General features: G+C 67.7%; 20 protein-coding genes and 1 pseudogene. 11 read left to right on the top strand and 10 right to left on the bottom strand.

Going from position 1 to position 22,268, the window contains the following annotated elements; all coding sequences use genetic code 11:
- Positions 1-16: 16 nt before the first annotated feature.
- From LPA45_RS20710 to LPA45_RS20700, 3 genes are read right to left on the bottom strand one after another with little or no spacing between them, the layout of a single operon-like run.
- Positions 17-1,357 (bottom strand): sensor histidine kinase, encoded by a 1,341-nt coding sequence (locus LPA45_RS20710; RefSeq protein WP_317920185.1) that lies wholly within the window; start codon positions 1,355-1,357, stop codon positions 17-19.
- A complete protein-coding gene (locus LPA45_RS20705; protein ID WP_317920186.1) occupies positions 1,358-2,065 on the bottom strand; it encodes a response regulator transcription factor in 708 nt (235 codons plus the stop codon). It lies immediately after the preceding gene.
- Between the two features lie 39 nt (positions 2,066-2,104).
- Complete coding sequence (locus LPA45_RS20700; RefSeq protein ID WP_116322156.1) at positions 2,105-2,467, bottom strand: PepSY domain-containing protein; 363 nt, start codon at positions 2,465-2,467, stop codon at positions 2,105-2,107.
- A gap of 107 nt (positions 2,468-2,574) precedes the next feature.
- Here LPA45_RS20700 and LPA45_RS20695 point away from each other — a divergent pair, with 107 nt between their 5' ends.
- The 3 genes from LPA45_RS20695 (at position 2,575) to ltrA (ending at position 5,571) form a co-directional block, all read left to right on the top strand.
- Positions 2,575-2,814, top strand: a complete 240-nt coding sequence (locus LPA45_RS20695; protein WP_116322155.1) for a hypothetical protein — start codon at positions 2,575-2,577, stop codon at positions 2,812-2,814.
- Between the two features lie 271 nt (positions 2,815-3,085).
- Positions 3,086-3,544: an HU family DNA-binding protein gene (locus LPA45_RS20690; protein ID WP_116322206.1), complete on the top strand. Its 459-nt coding sequence runs from the start codon at positions 3,086-3,088 to the stop codon at positions 3,542-3,544.
- Positions 3,545-4,173: 629 nt separating this feature from the next.
- On the top strand, positions 4,174-5,571 hold the full coding sequence (gene ltrA / locus LPA45_RS20685) for a group II intron reverse transcriptase/maturase (protein ID WP_317925466.1): 1,398 nt from the start codon (positions 4,174-4,176) through the stop codon (positions 5,569-5,571).
- Between the two features lie 72 nt (positions 5,572-5,643).
- Here ltrA and LPA45_RS20680 read toward each other — a convergent pair whose 3' ends face one another.
- The 3 genes from LPA45_RS20680 to LPA45_RS20670 all read right to left on the bottom strand — a co-directional run bounded on the left by LPA45_RS20680 (position 5,644) and on the right by LPA45_RS20670 (position 8,630).
- Complete coding sequence (locus LPA45_RS20680) at positions 5,644-6,012, bottom strand: 5-carboxymethyl-2-hydroxymuconate Delta-isomerase (protein WP_116322205.1); 369 nt, start codon at positions 6,010-6,012, stop codon at positions 5,644-5,646.
- Between the two features lie 156 nt (positions 6,013-6,168).
- On the bottom strand, positions 6,169-6,765 hold the full coding sequence (locus LPA45_RS20675) for an HAD domain-containing protein (RefSeq protein WP_317925481.1): 597 nt from the start codon (positions 6,763-6,765) through the stop codon (positions 6,169-6,171).
- 245 nt (positions 6,766-7,010) lie between these two features.
- Complete coding sequence (locus LPA45_RS20670; RefSeq protein ID WP_317925479.1) at positions 7,011-8,630, bottom strand: methyl-accepting chemotaxis protein; 1,620 nt, start codon at positions 8,628-8,630, stop codon at positions 7,011-7,013.
- Between the two features lie 296 nt (positions 8,631-8,926).
- Between LPA45_RS20670 and LPA45_RS20665 the strand changes: the two are divergent.
- A pseudogene (locus LPA45_RS20665) lies at positions 8,927-10,123 on the top strand (EAL domain-containing protein).
- Here the strand turns inward: LPA45_RS20665 and LPA45_RS20660 are convergent.
- Entirely contained in the window at positions 10,120-10,875 is a 756-nt protein-coding gene (locus tag LPA45_RS20660; RefSeq protein ID WP_116322204.1) for a response regulator transcription factor, read from the bottom strand. The pseudogene LPA45_RS20665 and the gene LPA45_RS20660 overlap by 4 nt on opposite strands.
- A 441-nt stretch (positions 10,876-11,316) precedes the next feature.
- Between LPA45_RS20660 and cls the strand changes: the two genes are divergently transcribed.
- The 4 genes from cls (at position 11,317) to LPA45_RS20640 (ending at position 14,773) form a co-directional block, all read left to right on the top strand.
- Positions 11,317-12,753: a cardiolipin synthase gene (gene cls, locus LPA45_RS20655; protein WP_116322152.1), complete on the top strand. Its 1,437-nt coding sequence runs from the start codon at positions 11,317-11,319 to the stop codon at positions 12,751-12,753.
- A 112-nt stretch (positions 12,754-12,865) separates the two neighbouring features.
- Positions 12,866-13,510 (top strand): TetR/AcrR family transcriptional regulator, encoded by a 645-nt coding sequence (locus LPA45_RS20650; RefSeq protein WP_116322151.1) that lies wholly within the window; start codon positions 12,866-12,868, stop codon positions 13,508-13,510.
- A 305-nt stretch (positions 13,511-13,815) separates the two neighbouring features.
- Positions 13,816-14,142, top strand: a complete 327-nt coding sequence (locus LPA45_RS20645; protein WP_317925473.1) for a hypothetical protein — start codon at positions 13,816-13,818, stop codon at positions 14,140-14,142.
- A 124-nt stretch (positions 14,143-14,266) separates the two neighbouring features.
- Positions 14,267-14,773, top strand: coding sequence for a GNAT family N-acetyltransferase (locus LPA45_RS20640; protein ID WP_317925471.1), 507 nt, complete (start codon positions 14,267-14,269; stop codon positions 14,771-14,773).
- Positions 14,774-14,796: 23 nt separating this feature from the next.
- Here LPA45_RS20640 and LPA45_RS20635 read toward each other — a convergent pair whose 3' ends face one another.
- Positions 14,797-15,222, bottom strand: a complete 426-nt coding sequence (locus LPA45_RS20635) for a hypothetical protein (protein ID WP_116322148.1) — start codon at positions 15,220-15,222, stop codon at positions 14,797-14,799.
- A gap of 233 nt (positions 15,223-15,455) precedes the next feature.
- The gene (locus LPA45_RS20630; protein ID WP_116322147.1) at positions 15,456-16,565 is read right to left on the bottom strand and encodes a site-specific integrase; all 1,110 of its coding nucleotides are present in this window, start codon (positions 16,563-16,565) and stop codon (positions 15,456-15,458) included.
- 101 nt (positions 16,566-16,666) lie between these two features.
- On the opposite strand from LPA45_RS20630, the gene LPA45_RS20625 reads away from it, so the two are divergent.
- Positions 16,667-17,659 (top strand): DNA-binding protein, encoded by a 993-nt coding sequence (locus LPA45_RS20625; RefSeq protein ID WP_367395104.1) that lies wholly within the window; start codon positions 16,667-16,669, stop codon positions 17,657-17,659.
- Positions 17,660-17,674: 15 nt separating this feature from the next.
- On the opposite strand, the gene LPA45_RS20620 is transcribed toward LPA45_RS20625, so the two are convergent.
- Complete coding sequence (locus LPA45_RS20620; RefSeq protein ID WP_376790671.1) at positions 17,675-19,261, bottom strand: fatty acid--CoA ligase; 1,587 nt, start codon at positions 19,259-19,261, stop codon at positions 17,675-17,677.
- A 270-nt stretch (positions 19,262-19,531) separates the two neighbouring features.
- Between LPA45_RS20620 and LPA45_RS20615 the strand changes: the two genes are divergently transcribed.
- On the top strand, positions 19,532-21,799 hold the full coding sequence (locus LPA45_RS20615; RefSeq protein WP_317925775.1) for an ATP-dependent DNA helicase: 2,268 nt from the start codon (positions 19,532-19,534) through the stop codon (positions 21,797-21,799).
- A 134-nt stretch (positions 21,800-21,933) separates the two neighbouring features.
- The gene (locus LPA45_RS20610) at positions 21,934-22,257 is read left to right on the top strand and encodes a thioredoxin family protein (protein ID WP_317925773.1); all 324 of its coding nucleotides are present in this window, start codon (positions 21,934-21,936) and stop codon (positions 22,255-22,257) included.
- The last annotated feature ends 11 nt before the right edge of the window (positions 22,258-22,268 follow it).

Raw genomic sequence — 22,268 nt, 5'->3', positions numbered from 1 at the left:
GGCGTTTCCAAGCGGATCAGGGCAGGCCTGCCGGCAGTCGCAGCCGCGCCGAAAGCCCGCCCAGCGGGCTGGTCGCCAGCGCCAGGCTGCCCTCGTACATCGCGGCGATCTCGGTGACGATCGCCAGGCCCAGCCCGCTGCCGGCGGCCGCCTCGTCCAGCCTGCCGAAGCGGGCGGTGGCCAGTTCGCGCGCCTCGGGCGGCATGCCCGGTCCATCGTCCTCGACCAGGATTTCCAGTTCGCCGCCGGCCTCGCGTAGCGTGGCGTGCACGCGCGTGCGCGCCCACTGGCAGGCGTTGTCCAGCAGGTTGCCCAGCATCTCGACCAGGTCCTGGCGATCGCCGGCAAAATGCCCGTTGCCTTCGACTTCCAGCGCCAGCGCGCGCCCGGCATGCAGCCGCGACAGCGCTCGCACCAGCTCGCGTACGGCGGGGCCGGCCTCGATGCGCATGCCGCGTGCGCCCGCCGCCCCCGCGGCGCGGGCCCGTGCCAGATGGCGGTCGACCTGGCGGCGCATCGCTTCCACCTGCGCAGCGACGGCCGAGGCGGCGCTGCCCGGCAGCGCTGCGGACTCATTGGCCAGTACCGCCAGCGGGGTCTTGACGGCATGTGCGAGGTCGGCCGCCTGGCGGCGTGAGCGCTCCAGCGCCTGCGCGTTGCGTGCCAGCAGCGCGTTGATCTCGCTGACCAGCGGTTCCACTTCCGTTGGCCAGTCGCCACCCAGGCGCGCTTCGCGGCGCGCCTGCATCGCTTCCAGCGCGCGCCGCAGCCGTGCCAGCGGCGCCAGGCCGAATTTCACCTGTGCCGCCACGGCGAGCATCAGGCCCAGCCCCAGCGCCGTCAGTGACCACGCCAGCGTGCGGTTGAAGTTGCGGCGCGCGGCGCGCAGTTCAGTACGGTCCAGCGCTACCGCGATTTCCACCGGGGTATCCGCCGAGGCCAGCACCAGCTGCCGAGACACCACCAGCAGTGACTGATGGTTAGGCCCGAGACGCACTTGCGCCTGCGCGCCGGGTACGCGCCGCTCCACCGCGGTCGGCATCTCCGTGTCCCACAGCGAGCGCGAGCGCAGCAGCGCACCCGGCGCGCGCGCCTGCCAGTACGCGCCGGAGTAAGGGAGTTCGTAGCGGGGATCGGCCGGAGTGCGCGTCAGTACCAGCTTGCCGTCGGCGCTCCAGTCCAGCGCTGCAGCCAGGCTGGCCAGCTGGTGGTCGAGCTGCCGCACATAGGTATCGTTGACGTGGCGCTCGAACAGGGTCGACAGCAACCAGCCGCTGCCGCCAAGTGCCGCGGCCAGCCAGATCGCGGCCAGCGCCAGCAGGCGCAGCGCAAGCGAACGGCGCAGGCGGGCGGGCATTTATGCCTGGTTCGAAGGGGTGCCGGCACTGCCGGCATTGTCGGCGCATGGCGGCGGCCGCAGCCGGTAACCCTGGCCGCGCACCGTCTCGATCACGTCCACGCCCAGCTTGCGGCGCAGCCGGCCGACGAAAACCTCGATGGTATTGCTGTCGCGGTCGAAGTCCTGGGCGTAGATGTGTTCGGTCAGCGCGGTCTTGCTGACGATCGCGCCCGGATGATGCATCAGGTAGTCCAGCACGCGGAATTCATGCGAGGTCAGCACGACGGTCGCGCCGTCGACGGTGACGGTGCCAGCGCGCGGGTTCATCCGCACCGGGCCGCATTGCAGCTCCGGCACGGCCATGCCGTGTGCGCGCCGGATCAGCGCGCGGATGCGTGCCAGCAATTCTTCCATGCGGAACGGCTTGGCCAGGTAGTCGTCAGCGCCCGCGTCGATGCCTTCGACCTTTTCAGTCCAGCTGTCGCGCGCGGTCAGGATCAGTACCGGCACGTTCACCTGCCCGGCGCGCCAGCGGCGCAGCACGGATAGCCCGTCGAGCCGGGGTAGTCCCAGGTCCAGGACGACGGCGTCGTAGGGTTCCTGCTCGCCGAGGTGGCAGGCATCGATGCCGTCGGTGGCGATGTCGACCGCATAGCCCGCCTCGGCCAGGCTGGCGCGGACCTGCGCGGCCAGGGCAGCTTCGTCTTCAACCAGCAGGATGCGCATCAGTGTCTTCCGGTGGGCAGGTTGGCGGGCGGGGCACGCTCACGGTTTCTTGCGCGCCTCTTCCAGGCCGCGGCCCTTGGCCTTGATCAGCGCGGCGGTGCGCGCATCGTATTCCAGCTTGGCCACCGAGCCGCCCGGCAGCAACAGCTTGACTTCGTATTGCCAGACGCCATCGTCGCGGTCCAGCTCGACGCCGATCACGTCGCCGGCAAACTGGCGCGAGACGGTTTCAAGGATGCGCGACAGCGGCAGGATCTCGCCCGACTGCACCGCGGCGCGGGCACGGTCGGCATCCTTGTCGGCATGCGCGGCAGGCATGGCCGCGAGCGCCAGCAGCGCTGCCAGTGCGGCGGCAGACAGCAGGCGGACAGGGCGGGGCAGCGGCGCGGAGAATCGCTTCATGGCCCGAAGTTTGCATCAAAAAGCCTGAACGCGGGCTGAACAGAACGCTCAGGCCGGGTTCAGCCAGCGCTGCCGACAATGCCCGCATCCCACTCAAGGAACCGGACATGTCCCGACTCAGGCCCCTCGCCAGCCTTTCGCCGACTCTTCGCGGCAGGCGTCTGCGCACGCTTGCGCTCGCCGCGGTCGGACCGCTTTCGCTGCTGTGCGTGGCCAGCGTGTTCGGCATGCAGGCCGGGCTGCCGGCACTGTCGCACGCATGGACGCAGGCCGATGCATCGCTGCCGCTGCTCGCGCTCGGCGCGCTGTTTGCAGGCCCTTTGCTTGCGCTTTCGGTGCGCGACTGAGGCACGGAATCCGGGCCGCGCAGTCGTGTTGCGCTGCGCGTGAAAGCGCCAAAACGGGGGTACGTAGGCCCTCTTTGCGTGTTCACTGAGGCAAAGCCGCGACAAAACCCGGGGTTTTCACGGGGTTTTGCGTTTCGCATGCACGAAAACCCCTTGACTTACGGTTGTTTCCGCTATGATTCAGTGGGCGCCGACAAGGCGTTTTGCGCAGCGCTGCTGAGCGATGCAAAACGATGAGCCGGCATCCATCGTTCAACTTACGTATATCGATATGGCGACCAAAGCTAAACCGACCGCGAAGACTGCAACCAAGCCCGCTGCCAAGAAGGCTGCGGCAACCAAGGCACCCGTGAAGGCTGCCGCCAAGAAGGCCGCGCCGGCCAAGAAGGCTGCTCCCGCCGCTGCGCCCGTTGCGCGCCCGCTGAAGGACACCTTCAACAAGTCGAGCCTGGTCGCTCACCTGGTAACCCAGACGGAACTGGAAGCCAAGACCGTGAAGACGGTGCTGGCCCATCTGGAAAACACCATCGTCAGCGCGCTGAACAAGAAGGGCGCTGGTGAATTCACGCTGCCGGGCCTGCTGAAGGTGACGGCACAGCAAGTCCCCGCCAAGAAGAAGCGCTTCGGCAAGGACCCGTTCACCGGTGAAGAGCGTTGGTTCCCGGCCAAGCCGGCCAGCGTCAAGGTGAAGGTGCGCCCGCTGAAGAAGCTGAAGGACGCCGCGGCCTGATCTGCGCCAGCCAGTCCCAATAAAAAAAGGAGCCGCTCGCGGCTCCTTTTTTTATGGCTGGGACAATGCGCAGCATTTAATCAAGGTCAATCCGCCGGCGCGCCTCGCCACCTAGAATCTCAAACGTCATGGGTGCGGGGGCGCTCCCCGTGACAGGCTTCGGCGTCTTCCCCGAAGCTGGTGCCCGCGGCCTGCGAAGGCCGCGGGTTTTTTATTGGGTGCGCCCGGCAGGGCGCACTTACTTGGGGGTGCAAGTCCCCTACACACCCGGCAAGGGGAAGTGTTAGCCGGAGGCAAGGGTTCCCCGGGCGACTGGGGGTCTGAAGGAAGCCCGAGGCAAAGCGCTGGCCTGACGAACAGGAAGCGGATACGAGGCGACGCATCGGGGTGAGGCGGCCCAAAGAGCCAAAGCCCGGTACTTGCACGGAACGGTGCGGCGTATATCCGACAGGCATAAGCGTGAAGGTGAGTGTGTCATACCCGGGGAGATCTGCACTGCTGCCATGGTGTGCTACCGGCGTCGAGAGGCGCTGGGATGGCAGTGCAGAAGTCAGCAGAGGCCATATTAGGTGCGCGGTTGGCACTGAAGGGCCGAACATGAATGAGCGCGATTAGGACGACCGGCCTCGATGCTTACCGACGAAGCCCAAATGCACGAACGAGTGCAGCCCACAGCGGAGGAAGGCGGGCGGAACCTGCCTGGTGCCGATGGGGGTGCGGAGGCTGGCACGGCGGCTGTTGGGCAAACGAAAGCGCAGGCGCCATCGCTGATGGAGGCGGTGGTCGAGAGAAGCAACATGTGGCTGGCGTACCGGAGGGTGGTCAGCAATGGCGGCGCGGCTGGGGTGGATGCCCTGGCGGTGACGGCGTTGCGCGACTGGCTGAAGGTGCACTGGCCGAGCGTCAGGGCGGCGCTGCTGGCCGGCCAGTACATCCCGCAGGCGGTGCGCGCGGTGGACATCCCCAAGCCTTCGGGTGGGATGAGGACACTGGGCATCCCGACGGTGGTGGACCGGCTGATCCAGCAGGCGTTGTTGCAAGTACTCCAACCGATTTACGAACCGGGATTCTCCGAGTCGAGCTACGGCTTCCGGCCGGGGCGCAGCGCTCAGCAGGCGGTCTTGCAGGCACAGCGGTACGTGCAGGAAGGACGGCGCTGGGTGGTGGACATCGACCTGGAGAAGTTCTTCGATAGGGTCAACCACGACATCCTGATGTCGAGGGTGGCCCGGCAGGTGAAGGATGCCCGGGTGCTCAAGCTGATCCGGCGGTATCTGGAAGCGGGGTTGATGCGTAGCGGGGTGGTCGAGGCAAGGAGGCAGGGCACGCCACAGGGCGGGCCGCTGTCGCCACTGCTGTCGAACATCCTGTTGACGGATTGGGACCGCGAACTGGAGAAGCGTGGGCTGGCGTTCTGCCGTTACGCGGATGACTGCAATATCTACGTCCGAAGCAAGGCGGCGGGACAGAAGCTGTTGGCCGGGATGACGGCGTTCCTTGCGGAACGGCTCAAACTGCAAGTCAACGAAGGCAAGAGCACGTGTGGTCGCCCGTGGGCGCGCAAGTTCCTAGGCTACAGCGTGACAGCACATCGTCAGGCCAAGCTGCGTATTGCACCGGAAAGTCTGCAAAGGCTGGCCGGACGAATCAAGGAACTGATGCGCAAGGGGCGAGGGAGGAGCCTGGCTCATACGATAGCGGTGCTGAATCCGGTGCTGCGCGGATGGATTGGCTACTTCCAGTACTCGCAGAGCAAGAGGCCATTGGAGGAACTGGACGGGTGGGTGCGCCGGCGGTTGCGCTGTCTGATATGGCGGCAAGCCAAAGGCTGGCGAACTCGACTGGCGCTCATGCGGCGTCAAGGGCTGGCCCCCAAGCGGGCAGCCCAGTCCGCCCTCAATGGGCGCGGGCCATGGTGGAGCGCAGGTGCCCTACACATGCGCGATGCCTTCCCCAAAAGCTACTTCGACGCCATGGGGCTGATCTCGCTGCTTGATACTCAGCGGCGCTTGCAGTCTCGTTCGTGAACCGCCGTATGCGGAACCGCACGTACGGTGGTGTGAGAGGGCTGAGGGGGTAACCCCTCACCCTACTCGATCTCAGGCAATGACCTGCTTGGCGAAAGTGGCGCGCTGCATCTCGCACACTTCCACCGATACCTGTACCGATTGCCCGCCGTCCACGCCGGTGCGCACGGCATCGGCGATCACGTCGCAGACGGCCTGGCCGAGCGCCTGGCGCACGGCGGTGTCGCGCCCATCCAGGATCGACAGGCGCGCATGCACGAAAGCGCGATCAGCGGCGTCCACGCCCTGGCGGTAGGTCGAAAGCGTGATGCAGCGCGACTTGATATCGGCCTCCTGGAACTGCCCCGATGCCAGCAGCGCGGCGTTGGCTTCATCGAGCAACTCTTCCTGCGAGCAGTTCAGGCGGGTGTTTTCCGTGAGTTCGATGACGAGGTGGGGCATGGCAGTGTCCTGGATGATCCTGGCGATGGTGCCGGCGGGATTGCCGGCGACAGCGAGCATGATACGGGATCACGCGGGGATCGAGCGCCACGCGGAATGCAACAGGGCGCCCGAAGGCGCCCCGCTTGGCTTGCCGCAAAGGTGGTTGGCTGCGGATCAGGCGTGCACGTACTCGCGCATGACTTGCGTGGCCTGCTCCGGGGCGAAGCGCGCCGGGTTCTCGCGCGCCAGTTGCTGCAGTTGCGCGAGCTTGGCCTTCAGGCCCGCATCGAGCTTGGGCGCGGGCATCACCGTGGACGGGCAGGCCACGCCCAGGATGCCGAGCGCCTGCTGGAAGTTTTCCAGCGTCAGGCCGAGCGCGGGGTCAACGCTGACCAGGTGGTCGCGCAGGGCTTCCGGCATGGACTCGGGCGCAGCGCAGGACAGGATCACAAAATGGACGGGCGCCGCAGCCTGCGCAAAATAGGCGGCGATCTCTGCGCCGTGGCCGCCAGCGGTGGCCGGGGTCATGGCTTCGATCTGCAAGTCCAGTTGCTGCAGGATCGCGGCCGGCGTGCCGCGACGCCAGGCATCGGATACCACGACGCGTGCACCGGCGACACCGAACAGCCTGCGGACAAATCCGAGCGCGATCGGATCGAAGAACCTGACATCGCGCAGCGTGCCCGAATCCGGAATGCCGCCGAGGCGGGCGCGGGAGCGGTCGGAATACAGGACGCCGGGTACGTCCAGCATGATCAGTCGTTCAGCCATGGTTTCCTGGGCGGATGCCAGTTCAGTTGGTGTGAGGCAAGATTACTCGTCAGTTAGCGGCCTACACGTAACTGGCTTCGCTTCAGTTGAAACAGATCTGTAACTTTGTCGAGGAAGTCGTAAATGCCGGTTACCTCGCCATGTCAAATGTTTCGCGCTGACACATCTGCCTGACACAAAACCGCGACGGGGCAGCAACCCGGGCCCTAATCAGGCCCCTACCAGGCAGCAACAAACCTCGCCGCTCAGAAGCGGAATCGCGCCACATCCTCGGCCAGGACCGCAGCCTGGTGGTCGAGGCGCCCGGCCTGCCCGCCCAGCTCGTCCACCAGGGCGGCATTCTGCTGGGCGGTCTGGCGCAGCTGCGTGACGGATCCTGCAGCCGCCTGCACACTGGCGGCCTGCTGGTCGGCCAGCGTGCACAGCGTGCCGGCCAGCGCATGGCTATGCCGTACCGCGCTGGCGATGCGCTCCATGGCCGCGACCACGTCGCCGCTCAGGCGCGCGCCCGTGCCAATTTCATGCGTGGCTGTGCCGATGATGCCGCCGATCTCGCGCGCGGCATCGGCGCTGCGCTGGGCCAGCGCGCGCACTTCCTGCGCCACCACTGCAAAGCCGCGCCCGGCCGGGCCGGCGCGGGCCGCTTCGACGGCCGCGTTGAGGGCCAGGATATTGGTCTGGAACGCGATGCCCTCGATCACGCTGACGATTTCGGCGATGTGGCGCGAGTGCCCGTGCAGCGCGTCCATGGCGCCTCGCATCTGCCGCACCACCTCCGCGCCGGCATCGGTCGCGGTGCGCGCCTGGTCGGCCAGCAGGCTCGATTCGGTTGCCTGCGCGTGTGCCTCGGCAACGCGTCCGGCAAGTGCCTGCATGTTGGCGCCCGCGGCATCGAGTGCGGTGGCCTGCAGCTGCGTCCGCGCAGACAAGGCCTGGTTGTCCGCGGCGATCTGCTGGCTGGCCGCGGCAATCTCCTGCGCAGAGCCATGTATGCGTGCCAGCACGCCGGCGAGCTGGTCGCGCATGCCTGCCACGTGGTGCAGCATGCTGCTGCGATCCGAGGGGTGCAGCGCAATCGTGGCGGTCAGGTCGCCGCTGGCAATGCGCCGCGCAATCTCGGCGGCGTCGCGCGGCTCGCCACCCAGTTCGGCCCGCAGGCTGCGTGCGGCGATCCACGCCAGCGCTGCCGCGGCCAGCAGGCTGGCGCCAAGCAGGGCCACCATCCACGCCTGCGCGCGCAGCTGGCTGGCGGCGACGCTCCCCACCGTGGCGGCAGCCTGCCGCTCCTGCAGCACGCGCACTGCCTCGATGCGCTGGCTCAGCGCCTGCAATTGCTCGGTGACAAAGTGGCCCTCGACCGAGACCGCGCTGTCGAACTGCAACAGATCGAGCGGTTGCTTGCGCAGCAGCGCTACATAGCCTTGCACCAGCTCGGCGGCGCGTTGCCGCGCGTCGAGCAGCGGCCCGGCCTGTGCGGCATTGGCCCGGCGCACGCCTGCCAGCGCCGCGTCGAGACGCGCCAATGCTTCGTCGATTTCGCTGGCGGCGGTGTCGCGCTCGGCGCCGCTGGTGGCCATGGTCAGCGCCAACTGGGCGCGGCCGAGTGCGGCCAGCGCCGAATGCGCGCGCTCGGCCGATATGGCGCCGTGCATGTCTTGCTGGTAGAGGGTATCGGTGCGCGCCTTGATCGACACCAGGTTGGCGATGCCGGTCAACCCGACCGCGGCCCCGAACAGGTAGACCAGGGCAAAGGCGATGCACAGGCGTGCGACCAGCGGCAGGCGGCCCAGGCGCGAGGCGGCCCGACCCAGCGCGGCAAAAGCCGGGCGGCGGCCCGGCAGGCTTGACTTGATGACGTGCAACACGGAGATGACTCCTGACGGGCGCGCGTCCAGCCAACCGCAGCGGGTGGCAGCGCAGCCCGGGCTTGACCCGGTTTGCCGTTGCGCCTTCCTCGTGCGGGAGGGTCGCTGGCGGCGCACGGATGGTGGCCGATCAACGTGACGCCGGCGTGACATGACAGGCACGGGATTGTCATCGTGCTGTCATATCCATGTCATGCAATGTGGCCCGCTTCCACGCCTTTTGCTCTGCCAATCTGCTCTGCCAATCTGCTCTGCCAACCTGCTCCGCCAAATTGCTTCGCCTTCCGGATCCGCTCATGCCCGGCCACGATGCCGCACTGCCACCGCTCCACCTCGCGCCAAGCCTTGCTGCCGGGCCAGCGGTGCCACGCGCGCAGATTCCGCCGCTGCATGCGGTGTTCCAGCCGATCGTACAGGCTGGCACCCGAATTGCTCGGCTACGAAGCCCTGGTCCGCGGCCCGGCGGGCTCGCCGTACGCAATGCCGGAAGCCTTGTTCCGCCTGGCGCAGGGGGTGGAGACCACTGTCGCGCTGGAAATCGAGGCGGCGCGCACCGCGCTGGCTGCCTGGCGCGGCCTCGACCTGCCGGGCAAGCTGTTCCTGAATTTCAGTCCGATGACCTTGCGGCACCTGCTGGCCGATCGCGAGCGCTTGTCGGCGGCATTGCTGCGCGCCGGCATTGCACCATCGCGGCTGGTGGTCGAGGTCACCGAGCAGACCCCGATCGGCGATGCTGCCAGTTTCGGCACGGCCATGTCGGTGCTGCGCGAGTTGGGCATGCAGTATGCGCTGGACGATTTTGGCTCCGGGCATGCCAATCTGGATCTGCTGGCGCACCTGTCGCCGCAGTTCGTCAAGATCGACAAGTCGCTGGTGCGCGGCATCGCCTCGTGTTCCCGGCGGCTGGAGATATTGCGTGCCGTGATGCGCATGATGAGCGCCTTCGGCGGGCGCGTCATCGCCGAAGGGATCGAGCATGAGGAAGAACTTGCACGTCAGCGGATTGGCATAGCGTGCCGCTTCCATGCGCACTTCGGTGATCGCGCGGATCAGGCGGCTACTGGAAGGGCGACGAAATGCTCAAGGGCGCCGCCGCCATCCTGGCCGAGGCGTGCGACCCCGCGCGCGATTTCCTTGGCCATGTCGGCGGCGACGACTTCCTGGTGCTGTTCCAGAGCAACGACTGGCCGGCGCGAATGCACGAGGCGATTCGCCGCTTCAACGACGCGGCACTCGCCATGTATGCGCCGGGGGATCGTGCTGCCGGTGGCATGCAGGGAGAAGACCGGCACGGCCACGCGGTGTTCTTTCCGCCGGTGTCGATGGCGGCGGGAGTCGTGTGCGTGAGCGGGGAGGGCGTGGCTGCGCTGCAGCGCCTGGGCAGCCAGCATATCGGCGCTGCCGCCGCAGCCGCCAAGCGCGAGGCCAAGCGTTCGGCCACGGGCATGGCGGTGCTCGACTTCCTTTCGCTGGCGGCAGCGCTGCCGGCCTAGCAGCCGGAGGGCTTGCGTGCGGGCAGGTTGCGGCCGGATGACGGCAGGCGCGGCAGGCTGCTTTCCTCCAGCACGTCTAGCCGATAGCCGTGGGCATAGACGACGGTGACGATGATGCCGTTCTCGATGCCAAGCCGCAGCGTCTTGCGCAGCCGCGACATCAATCCCGCCAGCGCCCGCGACAGCGGCGGCAATTCATGGCGCCATACCGCCTGCTCGATGCGGCTGTTTGGCAGCATCCGGCCGACATTGGAAAACAGCAGCATGGCCAGGTCGAATTCCTTCGGCGTCAGTTCGATGCGCTCGTCGCGCAGCGTGGCGAAGCGCCCGACGCTGTTGAGCTGGTACGGGCCGGCACGTACCACGAGCCCCTGGCGTAATCGTTCGCCTGTCACGCGACGGCGCAGCGCGGCGATGCGCGCCAGCAGTACGCGGTGGCTGAGTGGGCGGCACATGTAGTCGTCGGCACCGGCGTCGAGCGCATCGACCAGGCGGTCTTCGCTGCTGTCACTGCCCAGCATCATGATCGGTACATCACGCGAGCGCGCGCTGCGCACCGCGCGGATCACGTCGACGGCCGGAATGTCGGCAACTTCGTCGGGAAGCAGCAGCATGTCGTAGGTCTGCTGCAGGGCGCTGTGGATCAGGTCGCGGCCCGCATCGAAGATGCTGCAGCGAAAACCTGAACGCATCAGCAGGTCTGGAACGTCCTGGAGCTGGGATGACCTGCCCAGCAGCAGCGCAATAGTGATCGGCGACGGCATATGAAGCGTGACGGCGTGTGGAGACGGCTGGCACCGGACAGGTACCGGGCAGCGTTTGAACTGGATCGGAACCGAAGCGCCGCGCATGACAGGCTGCGGAAGGCGGAGCACTGTGCGGCCTCAAAGAGTAAAAAGCCGCGTGCCGTGGAACAATCGGACATTTCCGAAAATGCTTGCCGTTTTTTGCCATTTCTTTGCCGGCGCGATACCCGGGAGCGGGTAGCGCCCGGCCGGGCGTGCGCGGGCGACGAAGTTGTCCACAGATCCTGTGGACAACGGGCTAGCCCCGGGCCTGGCGGCCGCCTGGCGCCGTCATCCCATCGGCGTGCCAAAAAAGAAGGCAGCCCGGGCGTCGCGCTATCAACATCCGGCCGGCGGGTGTGCCAAAATAGCGCGCATCGTGTTCCGGTGCGGGGACTCAAGCCACCGATGCTGCAGAGCCCGAGTGTCATCGCCGTCATCCTCCTGGCCTTTCACGTCGTCGGCGTGGTGGCGGCGCTGCACGCCGTCATGACGGTGCGCACCGCGCCGGGCGCCATTGCCTGGGCGGGGTCGCTGCTGATGATGCCGTACTTCACGCTGGTCCCGTACCTGATCTTCGGGCGCAGCACCTTTGCCGGCTATGTCGACGCGCGCCGCTTCAATGACGACCGGCTGCGCGAGATCCGCCATGGCATGACCCCGCGCGAACGCGAGGCCCGCAGCGCCTGTGTGGTGCATGCGCCCACGCAGGTCTGCATGCGCGCGCTGCCGAGGCTGACCGGCATGCCTTGCCTGGCCAACAACGACGTGCGGCTGCTGGTCAACGGCACGCAGACCTTCGATGCCATCCTTGCGGCGATCGGCCAGGCGCGGCAGGTATTGATCGTGCAGTTCTTCATCGTTCACGACGATGCGTTGGGCCAGCGCCTGCAGGCGCTGCTGTGCGAACGTGCTCAGGCTGGCGTCAAGGTGTACTTCCTGTTCGACAGTATCGGCTGCCATGCGCTGCCGCGTCGCTATGTGCGCACGCTGCTCGAGGCGGGCGTCGATGCCCGGCCGTTCTCCACGCATCGCGGTTTCGTCAACCGCTTCCAGCTCAACTTCCGCAACCACCGCAAGCTGGTCATCGTGGACGGGCGCGAGGCATTTATCGGCGGCCACAACGTTGGCGTGGAATATCTGGGCGAGCGTCCGCCGCTGGCGCCGTGGCGCGACACCCATATCGCATTGCGCGGCAGTGCCGTGCTGGATCTGCAGATGGCCTTTGCCGAAGACTGGTACTGGGCCGCGCGCGAAGTCCCGCACTTGCTGATGCCGCCACCCGAGGTGGGCGGCCGCATGACCTGCCAGGTGGTCCCCACCGGCCCCGCGGACTCGCAGGAAACGTGTTCCCTGTTCTTTGTCGAGGCGATCCAGTCGGCGCGGCACCGGCTGTGGATCACCTCGCCATATTTCGTGCCGGACGAGGCGGTGTTCGCCGTGCTGCGGCTGGCGGTCTTGCGTGGCGTCGATGTACGCATCCTGATACCGGCGCGCCCCGACCACCTGGTCGTCTACGCCGCGTCGACCATCTATGCGTACCAGGCAGTCGCAGCGGGGATCAAGCTGTATCGCTACCAGCCGGGCTTCCTGCACCAGAAAGTGATCCTGATCGACGACGAAGCCGCCGCGGTGGGCACGGCGAACCTCGACAACCGCTCGTTCCGGCTCAACTTCGAACTGATGGTGATGACGGCGGACAAGGGCTTCGCTACCGACGTGGCGGCGATGCTGGAAACCGACTTCGCCAATGCCACCCGCATCGGGCTGGATGAGTTCCTGGGCGCGCCCGCGCCACTGCGCGTGGCCATGCACGTGGCCAAGCTGTTCGCCCCGATCCTTTGATACCGGCCGCGGATGCGGAGATGCATTGAGCCGGTGGCGTCTTGTTTGTGTACACTGTTCACTATAAGCGCCTACAGATAATGAACCGAATCCAGCATCACAGGGGAGCCGCATGAAGCCGGCCGTCCCCGCGCCACCGGCGCGCGCCACCTATCGTCACGGCGACCTGCGCCGCGCCTTGCTTGACGCCGGCATCGACCTCGCCCGCGAAGGCGGCCCCGACGCCATCGTGCTGCGCGAAGCCACGCGCCGTGCCGGCGTCGTTCCCAATGCCGCTTACCGGCACTTTGCCAGCCGACAGGACCTGCTGCAGGCGGTACGAGCCTCCGCGTTGTCATCGCTGGCGATCGCCATGGAGGCCGAGATCGGCGGCCTGCGCCCGGGCCGTGGCGCCGCCGCCCATGCGCGTGCATGCCTGCGCGCGGTCGGCACGGGCTACCTGCGCTTTGCGCTGTCGGAAACCGGTCTGTTCCGCACGGCCTTTTCCGTGCCGGATGAAGTCGAGGATGACGCCGATCCCGCCAAGGCGGGCAACAGCGGACTCAACCCTTTCCAGTTGCTTGGCGCCACGCTCGACAAGCTGGTCGAGGCCGGCGTCATGCCGCCGGAGCGGAGGCCCGGTGCCGAATACCTGGCCTGGTCCGCCGTGCATGGCCTGGCGATCCTGCTGATCGACGGCCCGTTGCGCAGCCGCGCGCAGGAGATGGCCGAGGCGCTCGGCCAACGGCTGCTGGACATGGTCGAGAAGGGCCTGTAATCCCGCGCTGTGGCAAAAAAATTGCCACGATGGCGGGGACCATCGTGGCAGTGCAAGGAACCAGGAAGGGGGTCAACCTGGCTCTGTCGGGGCACCCGCGGGCCGGGTGCAAGGGGCAATGTAATACGGGGTTTCTCATGCCAATATCGGATAACTCCTAAATATGTCCTTGAATTGCCATGAGTCGCGTGGTATTGCTCGTCAAGGGATCGCCACTACCGCCGGGTGGCAGTGGAATTGCGTGGCAGCCGCCGCGGTCTAACCCTGTGCCCGCAAACCAGGCAGGCGATGCAAGGAGGGGACCCATGCGCTACGGATATGGTGTGTTGCTTGCGGCAGCGCTGGCCGCTGGATGCGTGGCCTATCCCTATGCCAGCGACGACTATCTGGCCTATCCCGCGTACCCGGTCAGCTCGCCGTACTACAGCGGCTACCCGGTCGCGCCGGGCTACCCCTATTACGGGCCGGGATATGGCAGCTATTACGGCAGCTTTGCCTTTATTTATGGCGGCGGTGGCCGAGGCTGGAACCACGGACATCACGGGCATCACGGACACCGCGGCTGGCATGGCGGGGGGCGTGGCAAAGGCGGCTGGGCCGCAGGGGGACGTGGCGGCGGCAGGAGCCGGTGACGGATGGCTGGCGAGGGTGGCCAGGGCGCACGGCCAGGCATAACATCCGGTCTTGCCCAAAACGGCGCACGATCGCCATGAGCCATGCAGCACTATCGCGCCATCCGGCACACTTCATCGACACATGGAAATTCGCACCCGGAATGAACGGCCGGCCGACGCCGACGCCATCACGCAACTGACCGAAGCCGCCTTCCGCAGCGAGCCGTACTCGAGCCATACCGAGCAATTCACCGTCAATGCGCTGCGCCGCGCCGGTCAGCTGACAATATCGCTGGTGGCCGTGGACGGCGATGCCATCGTCGGCCATGTCGCGGTCTCGCCGGTCATGGTCTCGTCTGGGGCAACGCGATGGTATGGGCTTGGTCCGATCTCTGTCTGGCCAGAGCGGCAAAGGCAGGGTATCGGCACCAGCCTGATGGAGGCGGCGCTGGACGAACTGCGGCGCCTGGGCGGCGCTGGCTGCGTGGTGCTAGGCGACCCCGCTTACTACGGCCGCTTCGGCTTCCAGGTGCATGCCGGTCTGGTCCTCCCCGGCGTACCGCCTGAGTACTTCCAGGCCATCTCGTTTGGCGGCCCGGTGCCGGTCGGCGAGGTGCGCTACCACCAGGCGTTCGACGCCACGTCCTGACGCCTGACCGCGCGCCACGATAGCTAAGGCAGCTGCCGCAACTGCCCGATCACGGACATCAGGCGCCCGTGCGCCACGATGACACCCGACTCGTCCTGCAATGCTTCCTGGTAGCGCCTGCGAAAGCCGGGATCGGCGCCGTCGCTGAACAGTTTTTCGGCGGCACGCGCCACGGCGCGGCAGGTGTCGTCGTGATGTTCCTTCGATTCAAGTTCTTCGTCGACCTCGATGATCAGCCGAGACAGCGGATCGAGCCAGCGAAAGAAGTTGTCCTCCGTGACCAGCTGGACAAACAGTCCGGCCGGGATCGGGCCGTTCAGCCGTTCGTACTGGCTGCGGTCGTAGCCGATGACTTCCTTGTGAACTTGCAGCAAGGCCGCCCGCAAGGCTTGAAGCCCCGAGCGGCGAGTTTCCTGGGTGGCGAGGAATTGTTCGTTGGGCATGCCCATCTCCGCGTTTCCACTGGGTTGGACCGGCAGCCGGTCCGGTCGCTCCGGCAGGCGCTCCGGCGCACATCGTGGGCTCGTCCGGGCGGGTCGCCATCACCTGCCGGACCTTCGGGTGCTGCCGGCCAGCGCATCTGGCAATGTCCGGCGCGCCTGCCAGTATAGGCACCTGACGCATCCCGGGCCAGCGTGCGGGGATAGCGAAATACCCGCATTTGCGGCGCGTTCTGCGCCCACTAGCCTTTTTTCTCTTCCGCTTGTGCTGGCCCGAGCAGGTCCGCCGCGCGCGAGCGCTGCATGTCGGCCGCACGGAAATAACGCACCACCGTGGCGACGCTGGCGTGGCCAGTCATTGCCATGGTCTCGGCCAGCGGCACCTGTTGCGCTGCCGCTTCAGTGACGAATCCCGCGCGCAGCGAATGCGCGGAGTAGTTGCCCTCCAGTCCCGCCTGCTCGCAGCGCGCCTTGACGATGCGGCTCACGGCAGCGTCGGACAACCCTTCACCCACATGGCCGCCGCGCCGGATGCGCCGGAACAGCGGCCCGCTGCCAAGGCCCGACGCGGCCAGCCACGCCTCCAGCGCCTGTCCGGCCGCGCCCGTCACGGGCTTGGTGGCATCGGCATGATCGCGGCCTGACTGGTTGGTCTTGGACCAGCCCAGCACGTAGACGAATTCGCCCGGCGCAACGCGCGTCAGATTCTCCACCGTGGCGCGCGCGACCTCGGACCGGCGGCGGCCGCCGCTGGCCCATGCAAACAGCAGCAGCGCGCGGTCGCGCACGCCGCGCAATGAGTCATCGCAGGTAGCGAGCAGCTGCAGCAGCGGGTCGCGTGTCAGCGCGGCCTTGCGCGTCTGGCGTTGCCCGCGGCGTGCATAGGCGCGGCGGATGCCGGACATCAGCTCGCGCACCGACGCGTCGGCACAGGGATTGGGTAACTGCTGCAGGCGATGGGCCTTGGCCAATACCGCAAGGCGGTGCGTCAGCGTGGACAGCGCGGGCGCGCCGGGTCGGGCCTTGTATCCATCAGCGACCAGCGCCTGGTCGATCGCCTGGGGCAGTTCACAGACAGGCCCCTGCGGCGTCTGCCGCGTGGCGTGGTCGACGATGAACTGAACCACGACGGCAGGAGCAAGCGGAAGCCGGACCGGCTGCCGGTAGCGCAGCCCATGCCAGGCAGCCCAGTAACGCAGGGCGGAACGGTAGCTCGCCACGGTGTTGGGCGACTCGCCTTCGCGCTGAAGCGCGTTCGCGGCCTGTTCGGCAAGGGGATCCAGTTCAGACGGGCGAAGCGGCGCCGGGAATTCGACATCGGAGGCAATCTGGGGTGGGTTGGCTGCGATCATAATAAATATGATGTATGCTGTAGTATATCATACATACACATCGAATAGCGTTCGATAAGTATCCATTATCGAACCTTATTTTGGCTTTCTTCGGACCCACCATGGAAACGCTCAGCACCCGAGGCACCCGAGGCACCCGAGGCACCCGAGGCATTACCCGCGACGATGTCTGGAACGCCGCCGACAGCCTGCTCAAGGCAGGACAGCGTCCGACCATCGAACGCATCCGCCTGCACCTCGGGCGCGGCTCGCCGAATACGGTGAGCCCCCACCTCGACGCATGGTTTGCCGCATTGGGCGGGCGATTACAGGATCCGCAAGGTTTCACGCCGAAGCCGGGTTGTCCGGAACCAGTTACCGAAGCGGCGCGTTATTTGTGGGAAGCCGCGATGCAGGTCGCCCGGGCCCAGGCGGAGGCAGCGCTGACCGTGCGCGAAACGGCGCTGGCCGAGACTCAGGCGGCGTTAGCCACGGAACGGGAAGCGCTGGAGCAGGAGCGCCTGGTCATGCAGGCGCGGCTGGACGGTGCCGAAGCGGCGATGGCGGCGTTGACGCGCGCGCGGGACGAGGCGCTGGAGCGCGGCGCGCAGGCCGAAGCCCGCGCTGCAGGCCTGCAGCAGCAGGTCGAGACACTACGCGCCGAGGCCGGCGTCGCGCTGGAGGCGCGCGCCGCCTTGCAGCGGGAATTCACCGCGGAACGCGCCGCGTGGGACCAGGAGCGCGAAACCATGACCGCCCGCGCCACGGCCAATGAGCGGCGGCTGGCGCTGGAACTGGATGCGGCCCGCGTGGCGGGCAAGGAAGCGCAGAAGTTGCTGGAAGCGGAACGCAAGGCCGCGCTGGAGCGGCTTGCGCATGCTGCCGAAGCGGCGTCGCGCCAGGGCAGCGAAATGACGCGCCTGAGCCAGTCGATTGCCGTACTGGAAGAACGCGTCCGCCAGCGCGAGGCGATGCTTGTCGAGTATCGCGAACAGAAGAAGGAGGCAGCCAGCGCTGGCGCTGCCGCGGTGGGCCGGCGTGGGCGCCCGGCCCGGGGTACATTGGCCGGCGGCGCCAGCGGCCTGCTGCGTATCCGCGCGGTGCCGGGCGGATGAGCCGCGGCCGGCGCGCTACGCCGCCTGCGCGCCGGCGCGCAGCATGTGCTTCTGGATCTTGCCGCTGGTCGTCTTGGGCAACGCGTCCAGGAAGTGATAGCGACGCGGCCGCTTGTAGGCCGCCAGCCGGTCGCCCTGCAACAGGAAGGCGTCGAGCTGTTCGGCGCTGACCGGTGCATCGCCGCGCACCACCACATACGCACCTACCACCTGGCCCCAGGTGGGATCGGGCTCGCCCAGTACCGCGACTTCCAGCACGGCCGGGTGCTCGATCAGCGCGTCCTCGACTTCGCGCGGGTACACGTTCTCCGCGCCGGAGTTGATCATGTAGTCGATGCGGTCGCGGATCCACAGGTAGCCGTCGGCGTCCAGGCTGCCGAGGTCGCCGGTGTGGTACCAGCCATGCGCCAGCGCGCGCGCATTGGCGTCGGGCCGGTTCAGGTAGCCCTGCATCATGCAGGCGCCGCGCACCAGCACCTCGCCGACTTCACCGGGCGCGCACTGCTGCGCCGGATCGGTCGGCGCGCCATCGTCGCGCAGCTTTGCCACCACCAGGTCATGGCCGAGCGCGGGCAGGCCCGCCGAGCCGGCACGGCTGAGCTGCTCGTGGGGATAGAGCACCGACATGCACGGGCCCATCTCGGTGGTGCCGTACACCTGTACCAGGCCAGCGCCGATCTTGCGGTCCCATTCGCGGATCAGGTGCGGCGCCATCGAGGCGCCGCCGTATTCGACCAGCCGCAGCGACGAGAGGTCGCGCGTTTCCGCCTCGGGGTGGTTCAGCAGCATGCCGATCATGGTCGGGGCGGCGAAGAAGTGGGTCACGCCCTCGCTTTCCACCAGCTGCCAGGCCTCGCCCGCATCGAAGCGCCGCTGCAGCACCTGCGTGGCGCCGACCTGCAGCCGCGGCAGGAAGCTGGTGTGCAGCTCGGCGGTATGGTTCAGCGGCGCGACCGACAAGCCCACGTCCTCGCGCGACAGCGTCATGGCCTGGTGCATGATCGCGTTGTGCTGCACCTTGCTGCGATGGGTGTGCAGCACGCCCTTGGGGCGGCCGGTGGTGCCGCTGGTGTACATCAGGATGCAAGGGTCGTCCTCGCGGATGTCGGCCGCGGGCAGCGTGGACGGCTGGCCGGCAGCGATTGCATCGAGGCGGTGCGTGGCAAATGCCGGGGCTGCGTCCGCGTCGGCATAGATGCGCAGCGCGGTGCCCGGCGACAGTTCCGCAGCCTTCTCCACCACCGCGGCGCCTTCCTGCTCGAACAGCACCGCCTTGGCGGCGCCGTCGTTCAGGATGTAAGCCAGCTCCTGTGCCGCCAGCCGGTAGTTGACGGGGTTGAACACCGCGCCCAGGCGCGCCGTCGCCAGCAGCGTGAAGACAAAGGCCGGCGTGTTGTAGAGGAACGCGGCCACCACGTCGCCCTTGCCGATGCCGAGCGCCCGCAGCCCGTGTGCGTGGCGGTTGACCTCGGCATCGAGTTCCGCATACGTCCAGGCCTGCCGCGCGGCGCCGATGCCGCTGACCAGTGCGGTCTTGCGGGGCAGGTAGCGCGCCGGCCAGGAAAGGGTGTCGCCAAGGGTGATGCCGCGGGTCAAGGTCATGCTCCAGTCGTGTGCCGGCCGCCGGTCGGGCGCTGGCGGCCGATATTCTTGTGAACCGAAGACTATAGGGCGCAGTACGGGGCACATGGAAATAACGATTTGCTCTTTCCTTATGCCGCCGCTGCCTCGCGCGGCCGGCGGAGCGGCTCGGATACTGTATATTCATACAGCCTTCAGCCGTTCCCGCTCGTGTCCGTCGACTCACCTGCCGCCCCCGTTCCGGTCCCTGCTCCAGCCCCAGCGCCAGCCCCAGCGCAGGCCGCTGCCTACGTGGTCGCCGTGCGCGCCTTGTGCGAGTTCACCGCCAAGGCCGGCGACCTCGACCTGCGCTTCGTGCCGACACCAACCGCGCAGGAAGGCGTGGCCGGCCACGCCCTGGTGACCGGCAGGCGCGGGCCGGGCTACCAGGCGGAAGTGTCACTGTCCGCGGATTTCGGCCCCTTGCATGTTCGCGGCCGGGCCGACGGCTACGATCCGGTCGCCAACCGCCTCGAAGAAATCAAGACCGTGCGCGGAGACGCCGCCGTGCCGGACAACCACCGCCACCTGCACTGGGCGCAGGCAAAGATCTACGGCTGCCTGTTGTGCCGCAAGCTCGGCCTGCCCGGGCTCGACGTGGCCGTGGTCTATTTCGACATCGTCAACCAGCGCGAGCACCCCGTAGTGGAGCATTTCACCGCGGACGCGCTCGATGCGTTCTTCGTCCAGACCTGCGAACGCTTCCTGCAGTGGGCCCAGGCCGAACTGGCTCACCGGCAGGCCCGCGATGCCGCGCTGGCGCGGCTGGCTTTTCCGCATCCTGCATTCCGCACCGGCCAGCGTGAGCTGGCGCAGGCGGTCTACAACGCCAACCGCGCCGGGCGCACCCTGCTGGCCCAGGCGCCCACGGGCATCGGCAAGTCAATCGGCACGCTGTTCCCGCTGCTCAAGGCGATGCCGGGGCAGGGCATCGACAAGGCGTTCTTCCTGTCGGCGCGCTCCACCGGGCGCGGCGTGGCGTTGCACGCGGCGCAGGCACTGCGCAACCATGGCGCACAGCCGCTGCGGGTAATCGAGCTGGTGGCGCGCGACAAGGCCTGCGAGCATCCCGAGCTGGCCTGCCATGGCGAATCCTGCCCGCTCGCGCGCGGCTTCTACGACCGCCTGCCCGCCGCGCGCGAAGCCGCCTGCGAGGTGCCGGTGCGTGACCGGGCCGCAGTGCGCACGCTGGCGCTGGCGCATGGCATCTGCCCCTACTACCTGGCGCAGGAACTGGTGCGGTGGAGCGATGTGGTCGTGGCGGACTACAACTATTACTTCGACCGTAGCGCGCTGCTGTACGCGCTGACCGTCGTCAACGGCTGGCGCGCGGGCGTGCTGGTCGACGAGGCGCACAACCTGGTCGAGCGCGGCCGCGCCATGTACACCGCCGGACTGGATCCGCAGGCACTGCGTGAAGCCCGGCGCGGCGCGCCCGCGGCGGTGGCCCGGCCCCTGGCACGGCTGGCACGCCACTGGAGCGCACTGGCGCGGCAGGCCGACGATGCCTATGAAGTCTTGCCGGACGTGCCCGCGCCCCTGCGGCGCGCGCTCGACGACTGCTGCGCCGCCGTGCTGGCGCAAATGACCGAGCACCCCGCGGCGATCGACCCGGCGCTGCAGCGGTTTTATTTCGATGCGCTGCATTTCAGCCGGCTGGCCGAGCAGCTCGATGCCAATTCGCTGTTCGATATCCAGCGGCCCGCCCGCGCCGCCGGCCCCACCCGCCCCGGTCGCGGCAATCATGCGCGGCTGTGCCTGCGCAACGTCATTCCGGCGCCATTCCTGCAGCCGCGCTTTGCCGCGGCGCATTCCGTCACGCTGTTCTCGGCGACGCTGGACCCGGCGGCGTTCTATCTTGATACGCTGGGTTTGCCCGCCGACTGCGCGCGCGTGGTCGTGCCGTCGCCGTTCCGGGCCGAACAGTTGTCGGTACGCATCGCCAGCCGGATTTCCACCCGCTATGCCCGGCGCGGCCAGTCGCTGCCGGCTATCGCCGCGCTGATGGCGAACCAGTTCCGCGCCCGCCGCGGCAATTACCTGGCGTTCTTCAGCAGCCACGAATACCTGCAGCAGGCCGTGTCCAGTTTCACGCAGGCCCATCCCGACATCCCGCACTGGGTCCAGTCGCGCGGCATGGACGAGGCGGCGCAGGCCGCGTTCCTGGCCGCCTTCGTGCCGGGCGGCGAAGGCATCGGCTTCGCGGTGCTGGGCGGCGCCTTTGCCGAGGGCGTGGACCTGCCGGGCGAGCGGCTGATCGGCGCCTTCGTCGCGACGCTGGGGCTGCCGCAGTTCAACGCGGTCAACGAACAGTTCCGCGCGCGCATGCAGTCGGCCTTCGGGCAAGGCTACGACTATGCGTACCTCTATCCCGGCCTGCGCAAGGTGATACAGGCCGCTGGCAGGGTGATCCGCACGCAGCAGGACGAAGGCGTGGTCTACCTGATCGACGACCGTTTTGCCGCGGCGGAGGTGCGCCGGCTGCTGCCGGAATGGTGGCAAATCGGCCCGGCGGCGTAGAAATTACACGGCGGGCGCGCCTGGTGCAGGCCGCATGCTCGTACCGTGGGGCTGGAACGAATCTGGCAGGAATCCGGCAGCAATGCGACGATGCGTGCCGACTGCACGTCGTTTTCGATCCCAAGGACCCGACCATGACCATGACCCAACATTACGCGGCCAGCGAGCCGCCCCGGACCGAAGTCGATGCGCTGACCGGCGGCACCGTGCTGGAGTTCGGCGCCCCGTGGTGCGGCTTCTGCCAGCGTGCGCAGCCCGCGCTCGCCGAAGCCTTCGCCGTGCACCCGGCACTGCGCCATATCAAGGTCGAGGACGGCAGCGGACGCCCGCTCGGCCGTTCGTTCCGCATCAAGCTGTGGCCGACGCTGGTGTTCCTGCGCGATGGGCAGGAAGTCGCCAGGCTGGTCAGGCCGACCGAGGCGGATCCGATCCGGGAAGCGATGCGACGCATTAGTTGATGGTTTTGAGT

The sequence above is a fragment of the Cupriavidus sp. Agwp_2 genome (assembly GCF_040784895.1).
Taxonomy (GTDB): domain Bacteria; phylum Pseudomonadota; class Gammaproteobacteria; order Burkholderiales; family Burkholderiaceae; genus Cupriavidus.
The sequence above is the reverse complement of the archived record's forward strand: the minus strand, read 5'-3'. Positions and strand labels throughout refer to the sequence as shown.